We start from the raw sequence: 14,552 nt of genomic DNA, 5'->3' as shown, positions 1-14,552 counted from the left end.
TTTGTGCTGTTCGCAAAAAAAAAGAATCAATTAAAATATTCTCAAGCTCTAAAACTCAAGTAAAATGCTAACAATATCAACGCCCCCCGAACAGCGAGTTTTACTGCAAAATATCAGTTGGCAGTTATATGAAAGCCTGCTAGCGGAACTGGGCAACCAACGTTCCACCAGAATTGCTTATCATCAAGGTCAATTAGAAATTATGGTGCCGCTACCGGAACATGAAAATCGCAACAGGCTGATCGATCGCTTAATTGTAACTCTCATAGAAGAACTCAATCTAGAGTACAACCCCTTTGGCTCGATGACGATCAAAAAACGCAAAAAAGCAGCGGGTAAAGAACCAGATTCCTGTTATTATATCCAGAATGAAGCACTGGTCAGAGGGAGAACAGAATTAGACTTTGCTCAAGATCCGCCGCCCGATTTAGCACTGGAAATTGATATTACCAGCAGTTCCTTAAATCAATTCGATTTATATGCAGATTTAGGCGTACCCGAAATTTGGCGGTACGATGGACGAAGCATCAAGTTTTATCAATTGCAAAATGGCGAATATGCCGAGTGCAATTTTTCGCGGGCTTTCCCGATGCTACCTACTGCAAAAGTTGAGGAATTTATCGATCGCACTCAAACTACAGGCGCAACCACAGCAGTGCGAGAATTACGGGAATGGGTCAATCGATTTTAGATTTTAGATTTTAGATTTTAGATTTTAGAATTGAAGCATTCACCCCACGAATAAATACGTTCGGCAAGTTTCATCGGATACAGGTTTTTTATTTTTCCACGGATGAATCCGGGGGCTTGTATCCTGGATGCTTTCGGTAAAAAATCAAAAAAATCAGTAATTGTGCAGTCTACCACGGCACTCCTCGCGCATCGGAAAAATCTGCATCTAGAACCACCCCCGCATCGAATACAGCATCAGTTAAATCAGCTTTTCTAAACGACGTTATCGACAATTTTTCTATCTGTTCAACAGCGATAAAAAAGCCGATCGCAGTTAACCCCAGAATTACCCCAGAAACCAAAAATAAGACAATTCCCCTGAGAGTATCTCCGCCCAAAAATGTCACAATACCGCTAGCGCCGATCGCAGCAGCAGCCCCAGCCACAGCCCCCGCCACAATCCCAGCCTCGCACCGAGTCGCAGCAATCGCCGTCGCAGCGGTTCCAGCCACAGCCACAGCCCCCGCATCCGCCCCGGCTATCAGTCCCGTCAAAGCCCCAGCAGCCGTCACTGTCACCGCTGTCACCCCAGCCCTAGCAATCAAATTTCTCACCCGCCTGCGGCTTTGTCCGGTTCTGACACCCTGAAAATTTGCCCCCCTCAAAATCGCCCCGGTGAAATTGCAGCCTCGAATGTCGCAACCGCTGAAATTCGCCCCAGATAAGTCAAGCCCTTTAAAAGAACGGTTCCGCAAGTTTTGGTTAGCAAAATTGAGATTTTGAGGTAAAGTCATTCGATTTTAGATTTTAGATTTTAGATTTTAGATTAACCAAGCAAGGATCTGGGTTTTTAGATTTTAGATTATAGATTTTAGATTAACCAAGCACAGGGCATTTAGAATAAAGCCTGTGGTTTATAACGAGTTTCCATGTCTCCCATCTCCGAATCCCCATTTTCCCCCGAACAAATTGCTGCTGAAAGACTCAAACCAGAAGAATATCAAGAAATCGTTCAGCGTCTTGGCCGCCATCCTAATAAAGCTGAATTGGGAATGTTCGGCGTCATGTGGAGCGAACACTGCTGTTACAAAAATTCGCGGCCACTATTAAAACAGTTTCCCACAGAGGGCGATCGAATTCTCGTCGGGCCCGGAGAAAATGCCGGCGTCGTAGACTTGGGAGAAGGCTTGCAACTCGCCTTCAAAATTGAATCCCACAACCACCCCTCAGCAGTCGAACCTTTCCAAGGTGCAGCAACCGGTGTCGGGGGGATTCTCCGCGATATCTTCACAATGGGTGCTCGCCCGATCGCACTTTTAAATTCCCTGCGTTTTGGCAACTTAGACGATGCTAAAACTCAGAGATTGTTCAAAGGCGTAGTATCAGGAATTTCCCATTATGGAAATTGCATCGGCGTACCCACAGTAGGCGGCGAAGTTTACTTCGATCCTGCTTATTCCGGCAACCCATTAGTTAACGTCATGGCCTTGGGTTTAATGGAAACTCAAGAAATCGTTAAATCCGGGGCATCCGGCATCGGAAATCCCGTGCTTTATGTCGGTTCAACTACCGGGCGAGATGGCATGGGAGGAGCAAGTTTTGCCAGTGCAGAATTGACAGACAAATCAATGGACGATCGCCCCGCAGTCCAAGTAGGAGATCCATTTTTAGAAAAATCCTTAATTGAAGCTTGTTTAGAAGCATTCAAAACCGGTGCAGTCGTCGCCGCCCAAGACATGGGTGCAGCCGGAATCACCTGTTCCACATCAGAAATGGCAGCCAAAGGCGGCGTCGGCATTGAATTCGATTTAGACAAAGTTCCCGTTCGAGAAAGCGGTATGGTTCCCTACGAATACCTGCTTTCGGAATCCCAAGAACGGATGTTGTTTGTTGCCCAAAAAGGACGGGAACAGGAATTAATCGATATTTTCCATCGCTGGGGATTACACGCAGTAGTAGCGGGGACAGTCATCGAAGAGCCGATCGTCCGAATTCTCTTTAAAGGCGAAATCGCTGCCGAAATTACCGCAACTGCTTTGGCAGATAACACGCCAATTTATCACCGAGAACTGTTGACAGAACCGCCAGAATATGCTAAAAAAGCATGGGAATGGACGGCGGATTCCCTGCCACAATCCACAGTTGCAGGTATCGAAATTAACGGCAATTTCCAAACTTGGAATCAGATTTTGCTGACGCTTTTAGATACTCCCACCATCGCTTCTAAACGCTGGGTTTATCGCCAATACGACCATCAAGTGCAAAACAATACTGTTGTTTTGCCGGGAGGCGCTGATGCTGCGGTTGTCAGATTGCGTCCGCTAGAACCTTGCCACTCTTCCCTTGCTAACGGGTTAGAAGTACACCCCCTTGCTAAGGGGGATCTACTGAGAGAAAATGCCGTTTCTCTAGCTTCCGAAAGCAAACAGGAAGAAGAGGTAATTCCTCTATTTACAAAGGCACAAGGTAGGGAAACTCCAAAAGTTTCTCCCCCCCTTAGCAAGGAGGAAGCGCCGCAGGGGGCTATTCCCGGAGTTGCTGCAACGGTTGATTGCAATTCTCGTTATGTTTATCTCGATCCTTATGAAGGTGCAAAAGCAGTCGTAGCGGAAGCAGCGAGAAACTTAAGCTGTGTGGGCGCTGAACCTCTGGCAGTTACGGATAATTTGAATTTTGGCAGTCCCGAAAAGCCGATCGGATATTGGCAGTTAGCGTCAGCTTGTCGCGGGATTGCTGATGCTTGTCGGGAGTTGGGAACGCCTGTTACTGGCGGCAATGTTTCTCTTTACAATGAAACGGTTGATGCTGAGGGGAATCCTCAACCAATTTATCCGACTCCGGTAATCGGAATGGTGGGGTTAATTCCCGATTTGAGCAAGCTTGCTGGCCAAGCTTGGCTAAAGAAAGGTGATTTAATTTATGTGCTGGGAATTGGTGAATCCTCCCAAAACTCCGAACTTTCATCTGAAAGCTCAAAAATCACAACTTCTCCTACTTTGGGAGGTTCGGAATATTTAGCGGCAATTCACGGGATTGTAGCTGGGAAACCGCCAAGGATAGATTTTGAGTTGGAAAGAAAAGTGCAATCGGTTTGTCGCGATGGAATTCGCCAAGGTTGGGTATGTTCTGCCCATGATTGTGCGGAAGGTGGAATTGCGATCGCCCTCGCGGAATGCTGTATTTCTGCTAAAATGGGTGCGGAAATTCATCTCAGTTGCAATTCGGCAAATGTCAGTCGCTGGGATGAAATTTTGTTTGGTGAAATGGGCAACTGCATTGTAGTTTCAGTCGCACCGAAAAATCAAGAAATTTGGGAAGCTTACCTGCAAGAACATTTGACCAAAATGTGGCACAAAATCGGTTTAGTTGGGGGTACTGAATCGCCTTTGCGGGTGTTGAGTGCTGACAATCAAGTGTTACTTGAGGTTGGGATTGGTGATATGGGCGATCGGTACTGGAGTGCGATCGAGCGTCGGATTGGATCTGTCTAATCGCCTTCCATGCACACGGCGTTTGAAACCGCGTCTTGTCAGACACTCACCCGCACAGCAAGGGTTGAAGCCGTAGGGTGCGTCGCCCGAAACAATCTGTAAGGAATATCGACAATTTCACAGCGACGCACCACACAATAGTAAGGTGCGTCGCATTAAAAATCTGCAAATTGCCTAGAAAATTTCACAGCGACGCACCCTACAAATTAGGCTAATTTTTTCAATCGCCCTATCAATCGTCGATTCAATCGCCCAGTCAATCTATACAATATAAACAATATCATTCATACAATAAATGATTTGCTGTATCAATCCCGACTGCCCCAATCCTCAAAACCCGGACGGGCAAACATATTGCATCAGTTGTGGTCTTCAACTCGTACCCATCCTGCGAAATCGTTTCCGCACGATCGAACTCCTCGGTCAAGGTGGCTTCGGCAGAACCTATTTAGCAGAAGATATCGATCGACTAAATCAACGCTGTGTCGTTAAACAATTAGCACCAAATGTCCAGGGAACTTGGGCGATTAACAAAGCGGTAGAATTATTTCAGCTAGAAGCTAGACAACTGCAACAGCTAGGACAACATCCCCAAATTCCATCCCTTGATGCCTACTTTGAAGACAACAAATATTTGTATCTCGTACAGCAGTTTGTGGATGGGGATAATTTGTTGACGCTTTTCCAAAATCAGGGAATTTGGCAAGAAAGCCAAGTTAAGCAACTATTACTCGAACTTCTACCTGTTCTCAAGTTTGTTCACGAACAAAAAATTGTTCACCGAGATATCAAGCCTGAGAATATTATGTGCCGTCGCAGCGACGGTGTGTTAGTGCTGATTGATTTCGGAGTTTCTAAACAGTTGTCGGGAACAGTGATATCGCGACAGGGAACGCAAATTGGTTCCCATGGTTATGCACCGCTTGAACAAATGCAAGGGGGTGAAGCTTATGCAGCCAGCGATTTGTTTAGCTTGGGGGCGACAGCTTTTCATCTACTGACGGGGTTACATCCTTATGGTTTGTGGACGGAACACGGTTATAGTTGGACTGCAAATTGGCAGCAACATTTGAAAAAGCCCATAGACAAGGAATTGGAATTGATTTTATCTAAGTTGTTGGCAAAAGATATCCAGCAGCGCTATCAATCAGCAGAGGAAGTTTTAAGAGATTTTCAAGGTCAGTCAAGACAAACTCCCGCACCGATACCAATTCCCACAATTCCTGTGATTCCACAGCACTCTTTGCCGTTACGAACTAACACAACAAGGCGAGGTTTCTTGCAATTAGCGGGTTTTGCTGGAGGAGGATTTGCATTAGCTGTGCTGGGTCAAAGTTTGTTGAACAAAAAATCTTCTTCATCTTCACCAAATCTTCCACCTTCATCTAACAAGGCGGCCCCATCTCCTAAATCATCAGCTCAAAAATCATCTCCAAAAACTACAGCAAAAAAATCATCGCCAAAACCATCTCCACAATCTGTAGCAGAAAGTCCATCGCCCAAACCATCTCCAAAACCCGCACCAGAAACTCTAAAACCTACGCCATCTTCCAATGCTTTAAAAAGCTTTACTTTTGAAACAGTGACAGTCAACTCAACGGGGCAAATTGCCAACCGCCGTCAAGGAAAAGCACAGGCTTTTATAGAAAATATGGGGAATGGTATTACTCTAGACATGGTAGCAATTCCTGGCGGTAGTTTTGTGATGGGTTCGCCCGATACGGAAGCCGGACGAAGTAGCTATGAAGGGCCGCAGCGTACCGTGAATATCCCTGCTTTTTTTATGGGTAAATATGAGATAACTCAAGAACAATACCAAGCGGTGATGGGAAATAACCCTTCTGAGTTCAAAGGTGCGAAACTTCCTGTCGAAAAAGTAAGCTGGAATGACGCTGTGGAATTCTGCAAGCGGCTTTCTAAAAAAACAGGCAAGACTTATCGCTTACCTTCACAAGCGGAATGGGAATATGCTTGCCGCGCCGGAACTAAAACACCTTTCTATTTTGGCGAAACTATTACCCCAGATTTAGTTAATTATAATGGCAATAATCCCTATGGTGGGGCACCGAAGGGACTTTACCGCAAACAAACAACTGATGTCGGGAATTTTTCACCCAATGCTTTTGGACTTTATGATATGCACGGAAATGTTTGGGAATGGTGCAGTCATCCCGACAACGATCGAAGCGATCGCCGGGTGCGGTGTGGCGGTTCCTGGAAGGACGCTGCGGTGAATTGTCGCAGTGCGTATCGTCTTAGCAATTTGGCGGGCGATGGTTACTCGGACATCGGTTTTCGCGTGGCTTTGGTTTCCGCGTAGTCTCTGGTTTTCGGTTCTTTGCTGTAGTCTCCCGCGAGGACTTTTCTTTTAAGGCTGGGCGGTTTCAACCTGGTTGATAAATATAGTCCTTGACGCATCAAAACCTTCATAACCGGGTTTTTTGGGGTTTTTGCGGTCTGTAGCGCGTCTTCTGGGCAAAAAAAACCGGTTTCTGGCTACCCGTGCAGAAGTCCTATAATAGTTAAAATATGCCACGGTCACATATTAGGAAGGATAAAAAATATGACCCTCAATCTTCCTCTTCCCGATTCAATTCAAAATTTTATTAACGAACAAGTGGCAATCGGAGGCTACAGTAATGCAGCGGAATACATCTTGCACCTAATTCGCCAAGAACAAGCAAGAGCCGCGCGGGTTGAGTCGTTATTGTTGGCTGGTTTGGATAGTGGCAATTCTATAGAGATTACCGATGATTGGTGGGAGCAAAAACGGGCTCAGTTGGTGCAGAATCTTGACCCACACCAGCAATGACTAAACGGATTGTCATTACACCAAGAGCAAGTCAAGATTTAGACGAAAATTTTGCTTATATTGCTCAAAATAATCTTGATGCTGCATTGCGTTTTTTTGATGCAGCACGTCAGACATTTGCGAGATTGGCTCAAATGTCGGGAATGGGTCGCCTGTATCCGGTTAAAAATCCACGGTTGGAGGGTTTGCGAAGATTGTCAGTTAGGGGGTTTGAGAATTATCTGATTTTCTATCTGTCTTTTGATAACTATATTGAGGTAGTGAGAATTCTGCACGCAGCGAGAGATTTAGAGGAAGTTTTGTCAGGAGATGAAGCTGATTGACTTTGTAAAGTAGGAAAATTTTTCAGGCTGCCAAATCTCCATCCCACGGTTCACTCCTGTCGGTATTACTTAATACTCGATCGCCCCCAAAATGACATTACATGGCCGCACAGATTCCCATGATGATATAGTATGTCAATCTCACAGAAAAGTCAAGCTCGATCGCCCTTAAATTCTAATATTTGAAAAAGCCCATCAAGCAAGTTTCTAATTTATTTGCCATTGCACGATCGCCAATCTATTCAGTCTGGCGTTGCGCTGACTTCGTTTGACAATCGCCCCAGCCATCGCCCCAGCCATCGCCCCAGCCCTCGCCCCAGCCATCGCCCGCTGTTAATTAAGGTTAATATAGGATTTGGGGGCGATCGATACTACAATGCCATTAAACGCCGCATCGCTTCTGTCTGAAATGCTACACGATTTGGAAATAATGACAGATCCGTGGCAAGATTAAGGGAATGTTAAGTTATGCGACGCCTTCGCAAACAAGATTTCCCGCTGAAACTGTCCCCCTAACCCACCTTCCCCATTAGGAACCCACCCATCTATGATTCCCAACCATTCCTTCGCGGCTGACGAGCATTCTAGCAAACCCGACAAGCCCGAGGAAGCTTGTGGCGTTTTCGGTATCTACGCACCGGGTGAAGATGTCGCCAAGTTGACCTACTTCGGTTTGTATGCTTTGCAGCACCGCGGTCAGGAATCAGCAGGGATTGCTACCTTTGACGGTGAAAAAGTCCACCTGCACAAAGATATGGGACTGGTTTCCCAAGTCTTCAACGAATCGAGTTTAGGTCACTTGCCCGGTAACTTAGCCGTAGGGCACACTCGCTACTCTACTACGGGCTCCTCGCGCGTGGTCAACGCTCAGCCTGTGGTTGTCGAAACTCGTTTGGGAAGTCTGGCCCTAGCACATAACGGTAATCTTGTCAATACTAAAGAATTGCGCGAAGAATTGCTGTCTCGGAAGTGCGAATTTGTCAGCACGACGGATTCAGAGGCGATCGCAGTGGCGATCGGTTCCGAGGTAGACAAGGGCAAAGACTGGCTGGAAGCAGCGATCAGTGCCTTTGGTATGTGCCAAGGAGCCTTTAGTTTGACGATCGCCACCCCTAAAGGCGTGATGGGAGTCCGCGACCCCCAAGGCGTCCGCCCGTTGGTAATTGGCATCCTCCCCACAACTCCGGTACGATACGTTTTAGCATCGGAAACTTGCGGCTTGGATATTATCGGTGCTGAATTTTTGCGGGACGTAGAACCCGGGGAATTAGTTTGGATTACAGAGGAAGGTATGGCTTCCTTCCACTGGAGCCAGCAACAGAAGCGCAAACTTTGCATCTTTGAAATGATCTATTTTGCTCGCCCCGACAGCCAGATGGAAGGTGAAAGTTTGTACAGCTACCGACTGCGGATCGGGCGTTTGTTGGCAGCAGAATCTCCGGCTGATGCTGATATAGTTATCGGCGTTCCCGATTCTGGAATCCCGGCGGCGATCGGCTTTTCTCAAGCTTCCGGCATTCCTTACGCCGAAGGATTGATTAAAAACCGCTACGTGGGGCGCACTTTTATTCAACCGACTCAGACAATGCGGGAGTCAGGAATCCGCATGAAACTCAACCCTCTCAAAGATGTGTTGGAAGGAAAGCGGGTAATTATTATCGATGATTCGATCGTGCGCGGCACTACCAGTCGCAAAATCGTCAAAGCCTTGCGGGATGCTGGCGCAACAGCAGTTCACATGAGAATTTCCTCGCCGCCGGTGACTCATCCGTGTTTCTACGGTATCGACACCGACAATCAAGATCAGTTGATTGCTGCTACTAAGTCAGTCGCAGAAATCGGCACCCAAATTGGGGTTGATTCCTTGGCTTTCTTGAGTTGGGATGGAATGCTGAAGGCGACTAACGAAGACCCGATGAGTTTTTGTTCGGCGTGTTTCACCGGTGATTATCCGATCGACGTTCCAGAAATGGTAAAACGGTCTAAGCTCATATTAGAAAAAGCTGGAACCTAGAAAATCCCAAAGCGAGAAAGCGATCGCCCGTCACTTTCCGCAATTTATGGATTTTCAAGTTTTTCTGGTAAGTCATTGCCAGAATGTGTGTAGAAATGTTACATTAACTTAGCTTTAGCAATTCTTGCAGAATTGGTGAACTGTAGTGAACAGTCGCTTGGGTAGAACTTGTGCGAAACCCAACCCTCGGATTGGAGATGGGAGATGGGAGATTTGAGACTTGTGCTTGAATCTAAAATCGGCAATCTAAAATCGATGGTTTTTCCCTACACTCTCGTTCACAATTCCTGCTCGAAACGCTGTATGCTACCTGCAGACTGGAGGTAGTTCCTCCAGATGTCCACTCTCAGATGGAAGTCGCATTTCGCACCAACAACGGGCACATGAGATTTTTTCAGATAACAGGGTCGATCGCACTAATTTTTCCGACACAAGTATTCGACAAGCCAACTTGCTTGAGAATCGCGGACGGGCTATTCATGCGAACTAAATAACTTTAGAAACCCTTGCAGAGTAAAAAGATGGCTCCTTGCAGGTTGAATGTTACCTCACCTGCATAGGGCATACAACCCCCCGACTCCTGTCCGGGAGAGCCAAAAATTTAGATATTAGTTTAAGCCCCCAGATTCATCTGTGGAGTGAATCTAAAATCTAAAATCTAAAATCTAAAATCGATTGACTGTTAAAAGAAGGCGGAATGCGGTTTCTCAAGTCAGCTTAAATCGGAAACTTCGTGCAATCAAATACTGTTCTCAATCAGCCGAGCAATCAAGGCTCATCCTCTCGTACAGCAGAGTTACCTTTTACTCTTCAAGATATCAAGGCAGCCATTCCAGCCCACTGTTTTGAGCCATCGGCATGGAAATCTCTGGCTTATTTCTTTTTAGATATTGGCATCATCGCAGGTTTGTATGCGATCGCCTACACCCTGGATTCCTGGCTCTTTTATCCAATCTTTTGGTTGATGCAGGGAACCATGTTTTGGGCATTGTTTGTAGTGGGTCACGACTGCGGACACGGTTCATTTTCTAAGAGCAAATGGCTCAACAACCTGATCGGACACCTGTCCCACGCTCCAATTCTCGTGCCCTTCCACGGTTGGCGGATTAGTCACAGAACCCACCACGCAAATACAGGCAGCTTAGATAACGATGAAAGCTGGTATCCGGTATCGGAAAGCAAATACAATCAAATGCCTTGGTACGAAAAGCTAGGACGCTTTTATTTGATGTTATTTGCCTATCCAATTTATCTATTTCGCCGATCGCCCGATCGAGTAGGTTCTCACTTCATGCCCGGTAGCCCGATTTTCCGTCCGTCCGAAAAATGGGATGTGTTGACAAGTTCCGCATCCTTGGTACTGATGGTAGGCTTTTTAGGCGCGCTAACCTATCAGTTTGGTTGGCTGTTTTTACTCAAGTTCTACTTGGTTCCCTATGTAGTGTTCGTGATGTGGCTGGATTTGGTAACATTCCTGCACCACACAGAAGCCGATATTCCTTGGTATCGCGGAGATGATTGGTCTTTCTTGAAAGGTGCATTGTCTACGATCGATCGCGACTACGGAATCATCAATTCCATCCATCACGATATCGGCACCCACGTAGCCCACCACATTTTCTCGACAATGCCGCACTATCACTTGAAGGAAGCAACGGAAGCCATCAAGCCAGTGTTGGGCGATTATTATCGCAAGTCAACCGATCCAATTTGGAAGAGCTTTATTCGCTCTTACTGGGATTGTCATTTTGTCTCCGATACAGGTTCTGGAGTTTACTACGAATCACCTAACAGTCGGCGATCGGCTGAAGTTAAGTAGTTTAAATAAACAATAGAATACGCAAAAACCCGGCTTCTTTAAGAAACCGGGTTTTTCTTTTTTGTGCGTGTTTGATCATAAGATATTCCACATTTAACCTGCATATTGGGGGCGGGCAAGATGCCCACCCACAATAAATTTACAGATTACCTTTAAGCCCGATCGCCGTAACAATAGTCCACGCATCCACCAACAGCAGCAGCAGCGTACATCCCAGCAAAATAAGATACATCCAAGGCTGCGACAAAGGGCGGACATCTCTAGTATCAATACCTGTTTTTGCTTCCACCAAACCGACTAATTTACCAAATCCAGCCACCCGCATTGGCAACAAATAACCTTCACCCGAATGACTCAAAAAATAGTAAACTAAACCTCCTTGACCGGTCGATCGAGGTTTGAGAGCTTTTACCTCAGTCCAAGGTAGGGACCAACCCTTGCGAAAAAAATGCGGAAACCACTTGGGATATGTGACTTCAATCCCTTCCTCGCTCAAAATTACCCTTTCACTGAGCACGCCGTAGAGGCCCACAGCCCCAACAACAATTCCCGCCCAGAGTGCGGCGGGAGGAACCGGTGCTTTCGTTACTTCCGACAAAAACGGCAATGGAATTGTCAGGGCTGTGTACAAGCTCAACAGCGTGATTCTAATCAGGGGAGAAAGCCGGAATACCGCCGGCTCAAATACTGGGGCAGAAGATGGGGAAGAAGCAAGAGGTTGTGCTGACATGGCTGAATTCGAGAAGCTGTTTAAGGATATTTTTGCACAGCTTTTGGGCCCGCCAACCAAACTCAGAGAAATACGAAAAACCGGACAATATTTCCAGTTGTGAGTTTTGATCTAAAATTCATTTCACAAACTTTGATTCTTAACTGTTGAGTTTTTACCGCTTTGCAGAAGTTGGAATTTTGAGCGCGGAGTTATCAATTAACTGACAATTATATAACTCAAAACTCACAACTGGGATTAATCAACGGCGGTTAGCGCCGGTACAGTCAAAGGTTCTGAGATTTCTCTGGATTTGGGGCGGCCGGCCATGATTGTTCGATCGCCCTGAACTGCCTCTGGGGATCTGCTAGGATTGACCTTTGAATAGGGGCCTTCGTTAATCTGCAAGCGATCGCAAGGAATTTTATCCGACAAAATTGCACTAGCCATCATCCCGGTGTGAATTTCCAATGCTGCAGCGGGCATCGCTTCAAACACTAAGCGCTGTCCGGGAAACACCACTCGTTCAAAGTACCAGTTAGGAATGTTGGCGATGCGAGCAATCTGAATCTGACTGGTGGCGTTGACGTAGCAGCACAGAATCTTGCTGTCAATGTTTGAGGGTACGGGGTCAAGAATTTGAGCCATAACTGCTGAGGGAGCCTTGCCTAAAAGTTTTAGTTATCTTCTCAGGCTAACACTAGGCGATCCCGCCTACTGTAAAGCCGACTACCAACTCCCTAATACATGAGAGACCGATCGAACTTCTATTAAAATATAACCGGATAAATATCGGCTTTTTGACTCCTAGCAGAGATTTTTTGTCAAAATAAGCTGTATTCACTTAAAAATTAGCTTTTTTCTGCTGCTGTCGCCGATCGACACCAACAAGCTCGGCTTTTAGCCAGTTTAAAAAAATTTAAGAATATTTAATGTCAAATTGCGAAAATTAGACATATTGTAAAGTTATATTAAAAGAATATTAACATAGCTGAAAAAGTTCCACTTTAGGATATGGCAATCATGGAAAACCGAGAAAACCGAGTCCTGTACGTTCGCCTCCCTTGCAATCCGATTTTCCCGATCGGAGTTGTCTATCTTTCGGATCACGTACACAAGCTGTTTCCCGATGTCGAACAGCGCATTTTCGATTTAGGTGCCGTACCCCCCCTGGATTTCGCTAAAGCTTTAGATGCCAGCATAGACGAGTTTAAGCCGACTCTGCTAGTTTTCTCTTGGCGGGACATTCAAATTTACGCCCCCGTGGGCGGCCGGGGCGGCAACCCGCTGCAAAATGCCTTCGAGTTTTACTACGCCAAAAATCCCCTGATCAAGTTCCGGGGAGCACTCGGAGGACTGCGTTTAGCCGCGTCTTACTACACCGAACTCTGGCGCAATTTGGGACTGATTAAGCGCGGATTGAAGCGGGCCCGGAAATACCGCCCCGAAGCTCGTGCAGTGGTCGGAGGCGGTGCTGTGAGCGTGTTTTACGAGCAGTTGGGACGCAGTTTGCCCACGGGCACTGTGGTTTCGGTGGGGGAAGGTGAAGCTTTGCTGGAGAAGTTGATTAAGGGCGAAGATTTGGCCGAGGAAAGGTGTTATGTGGTGGGAGAAACTGTGCCGCGCGCGAAGCTAATTCACGAAAAACCAGCCAACATCGAGAAAACTGCTTGCGATTACAATTACATCGAAACGATTTGGCCAGAATTTTCCTATTATCTACAGGATATGGACTTCTACGTGGGAGTCCAAACCAAGCGCGGCTGTCCTCACAATTGCTGTTACTGCATTTATACGGTGATTGAGGGGAAACAAGTGCGGATCAATCCGGCGGATGAGGTGGTGGCGGAGATTCGGCAATTGTACTCGAGAGGTATCCGCAATTTCTGGTTTACCGACGCTCAATTTATCCCAGCACGCAAATTCATCGATGATGCAGTTGAATTATTGCAAAAAATCATCGCCGCCGGCATGGACGACATACACTGGGCCGCTTACATCCGTGCGGACAATCTCACACCAGAGTTGTGCGATTTGATGGTAAAAACGGGGATGAATTACTTTGAAATCGGCATCACCAGCGGTTCCCAAGAACTGGTTCGGAAAATGCGGATGGGCTACAACTTGCGAGTAGTTTTGGAAAATTGTCGCGATTTAAAAGCAGCAGGTTACAACGATGTGGTTTCCGTTAATTACTCGTTTAACGTCATTGACGAAACCTTTGAAACCATCCGGCAAACTATTGCTTATCACCGAGAACTAGAGCGGATTTTCGGAGCAGATAAAGTAGAACCAGCTATTTTCTTTATCGGGTTGCAGCCGCACACAATTTTAGAAGAATACGCCTTTAAAAAGGAGATTCTGCAACCGGGTTACGATCCGATGAGTTTGATGCCTTGGACAGCGCGCAAATTGCTATGGAATCCCGAGCCTTTGGGTTCCTTTTTCGGGCAAATTTGTTTAGAAGCTTGGCAGCGTAATTCCAATGATTTCGGTCGCGAAGTGATGGCAATTCTGGAGGAAAAACTCGGCTGTGCGGATTTGGAAGAAGCATTAACCGCGCCAGTGGAAATCAAAGACAAACAATTGGCAGCAGTTAATTAATTAATTACCAGGTTCGCAGTCAGGAAGACGGTTCTTTTCAAAAGGGGAAATGGGAGGAAAAATCTATCTTCTGTTTCCCTTTTTATTATTTAATAAATAGGTAAGTGC

General features: G+C 46.3%; 11 protein-coding genes. 8 read left to right on the top strand and 3 right to left on the bottom strand.

Annotated features, from left to right (window positions below; all coding sequences use genetic code 11):
• The first annotated feature begins 64 nt into the window (after nucleotides 1-64).
• A complete protein-coding gene (locus QUB39_RS06740; RefSeq protein ID WP_333052464.1) occupies nucleotides 65-691 on the top strand; it encodes a Uma2 family endonuclease in 627 nt (208 codons plus the stop codon).
• 169 nt (nucleotides 692-860) lie between these two features.
• Here QUB39_RS06740 and QUB39_RS06735 read toward each other — a convergent pair whose 3' ends face one another.
• Entirely contained in the window at nucleotides 861-1,466 is a 606-nt protein-coding gene (locus QUB39_RS06735) for a pentapeptide repeat-containing protein (RefSeq protein WP_333052467.1), read from the bottom strand.
• 135 nt (nucleotides 1,467-1,601) lie between these two features.
• Between QUB39_RS06735 and purL the strand changes: the two genes are divergently transcribed.
• The 6 genes from purL to QUB39_RS06705 all read left to right on the top strand — a co-directional run bounded on the left by purL (nucleotide 1,602) and on the right by QUB39_RS06705 (nucleotide 11,131).
• Nucleotides 1,602-4,163, top strand: a complete 2,562-nt coding sequence (gene purL / locus QUB39_RS06730; RefSeq protein ID WP_333485040.1) for a phosphoribosylformylglycinamidine synthase subunit PurL — start codon at nucleotides 1,602-1,604, stop codon at nucleotides 4,161-4,163.
• A 295-nt stretch (nucleotides 4,164-4,458) separates the two neighbouring features.
• Nucleotides 4,459-6,483: a bifunctional serine/threonine-protein kinase/formylglycine-generating enzyme family protein gene (locus tag QUB39_RS06725; protein WP_333485039.1), complete on the top strand. Its 2,025-nt coding sequence runs from the start codon at nucleotides 4,459-4,461 to the stop codon at nucleotides 6,481-6,483.
• A 243-nt stretch (nucleotides 6,484-6,726) separates the two neighbouring features.
• Entirely contained in the window at nucleotides 6,727-6,975 is a 249-nt protein-coding gene (locus QUB39_RS06720) for a type II toxin-antitoxin system ParD family antitoxin (protein ID WP_333052475.1), read from the top strand.
• Nucleotides 6,972-7,298: a type II toxin-antitoxin system RelE/ParE family toxin gene (locus QUB39_RS06715; RefSeq protein ID WP_333052477.1), complete on the top strand. Its 327-nt coding sequence runs from the start codon at nucleotides 6,972-6,974 to the stop codon at nucleotides 7,296-7,298. The genes QUB39_RS06720 and QUB39_RS06715 overlap by 4 nt, the downstream gene beginning before the upstream one ends.
• 547 nt (nucleotides 7,299-7,845) lie before the next feature.
• The gene (purF, locus tag QUB39_RS06710; protein WP_333241685.1) at nucleotides 7,846-9,312 is read left to right on the top strand and encodes an amidophosphoribosyltransferase; all 1,467 of its coding nucleotides are present in this window, start codon (nucleotides 7,846-7,848) and stop codon (nucleotides 9,310-9,312) included.
• Nucleotides 9,313-10,045: 733 nt separating this feature from the next.
• Complete coding sequence (locus QUB39_RS06705) at nucleotides 10,046-11,131, top strand: DUF3474 domain-containing protein (protein ID WP_333052482.1); 1,086 nt, start codon at nucleotides 10,046-10,048, stop codon at nucleotides 11,129-11,131.
• Nucleotides 11,132-11,270: 139 nt separating this feature from the next.
• Here QUB39_RS06705 and QUB39_RS06700 read toward each other — a convergent pair whose 3' ends face one another.
• Nucleotides 11,271-11,861 carry a hypothetical protein gene (locus QUB39_RS06700; RefSeq protein ID WP_333259650.1) on the bottom strand — a complete coding sequence of 197 codons (591 nt, stop codon included), beginning with the start codon at nucleotides 11,859-11,861 and terminating at the stop codon, nucleotides 11,271-11,273.
• A 237-nt stretch (nucleotides 11,862-12,098) separates the two neighbouring features.
• Nucleotides 12,099-12,488, bottom strand: a complete 390-nt coding sequence (locus QUB39_RS06695) for a DUF1830 domain-containing protein (protein ID WP_333052487.1) — start codon at nucleotides 12,486-12,488, stop codon at nucleotides 12,099-12,101.
• 375 nt (nucleotides 12,489-12,863) lie between these two features.
• Between QUB39_RS06695 and QUB39_RS06690 the strand changes: the two genes are divergently transcribed.
• Nucleotides 12,864-14,444 carry a photosystem II high light acclimation radical SAM protein gene (locus QUB39_RS06690; RefSeq protein WP_333052489.1) on the top strand — a complete coding sequence of 527 codons (1,581 nt, stop codon included), beginning with the start codon at nucleotides 12,864-12,866 and terminating at the stop codon, nucleotides 14,442-14,444.
• Nucleotides 14,445-14,552 lie beyond the last annotated feature (108 nt).

This window comes from Microcoleus sp. AT8-B5, from assembly GCF_036705565.1.
In the GTDB taxonomy this organism is placed as follows: Bacteria; Cyanobacteriota; Cyanobacteriia; order Cyanobacteriales; family Microcoleaceae; genus Microcoleus.
Note: the sequence above shows the minus strand (reverse complement) of the source record. Positions and strands in the feature narration are given on the sequence as shown.

Excerpts from the sequence above, each read along its gene's own strand:
- QUB39_RS06720 (WP_333052475.1), top strand. The coding sequence starts at position 6,727 with ATGACCCTCAATCTTCCTCTTCCCGATTCAATTCAAAATTTTATTAAC.
- purF (WP_333241685.1), top strand. The coding sequence starts at position 7,846 with ATGATTCCCAACCATTCCTTCGCGGCTGACGAGCATTCTAGCAAACCC.
- purL (WP_333485040.1), top strand. The coding sequence starts at position 1,602 with ATGTCTCCCATCTCCGAATCCCCATTTTCCCCCGAACAAATTGCTGCT.
- QUB39_RS06715 (WP_333052477.1), top strand. The coding sequence starts at position 6,972 with ATGACTAAACGGATTGTCATTACACCAAGAGCAAGTCAAGATTTAGAC.
- QUB39_RS06690 (WP_333052489.1), top strand. The coding sequence starts at position 12,864 with ATGGAAAACCGAGAAAACCGAGTCCTGTACGTTCGCCTCCCTTGCAAT.
- QUB39_RS06700 (WP_333259650.1), bottom strand. The coding sequence starts at position 11,861 with ATGTCAGCACAACCTCTTGCTTCTTCCCCATCTTCTGCCCCAGTATTT.
- QUB39_RS06735 (WP_333052467.1), bottom strand. The coding sequence starts at position 1,466 with ATGACTTTACCTCAAAATCTCAATTTTGCTAACCAAAACTTGCGGAAC.
- QUB39_RS06695 (WP_333052487.1), bottom strand. The coding sequence starts at position 12,488 with ATGGCTCAAATTCTTGACCCCGTACCCTCAAACATTGACAGCAAGATT.
- QUB39_RS06725 (WP_333485039.1), top strand. The coding sequence starts at position 4,459 with ATGATTTGCTGTATCAATCCCGACTGCCCCAATCCTCAAAACCCGGAC.
- QUB39_RS06740 (WP_333052464.1), top strand. The coding sequence starts at position 65 with ATGCTAACAATATCAACGCCCCCCGAACAGCGAGTTTTACTGCAAAAT.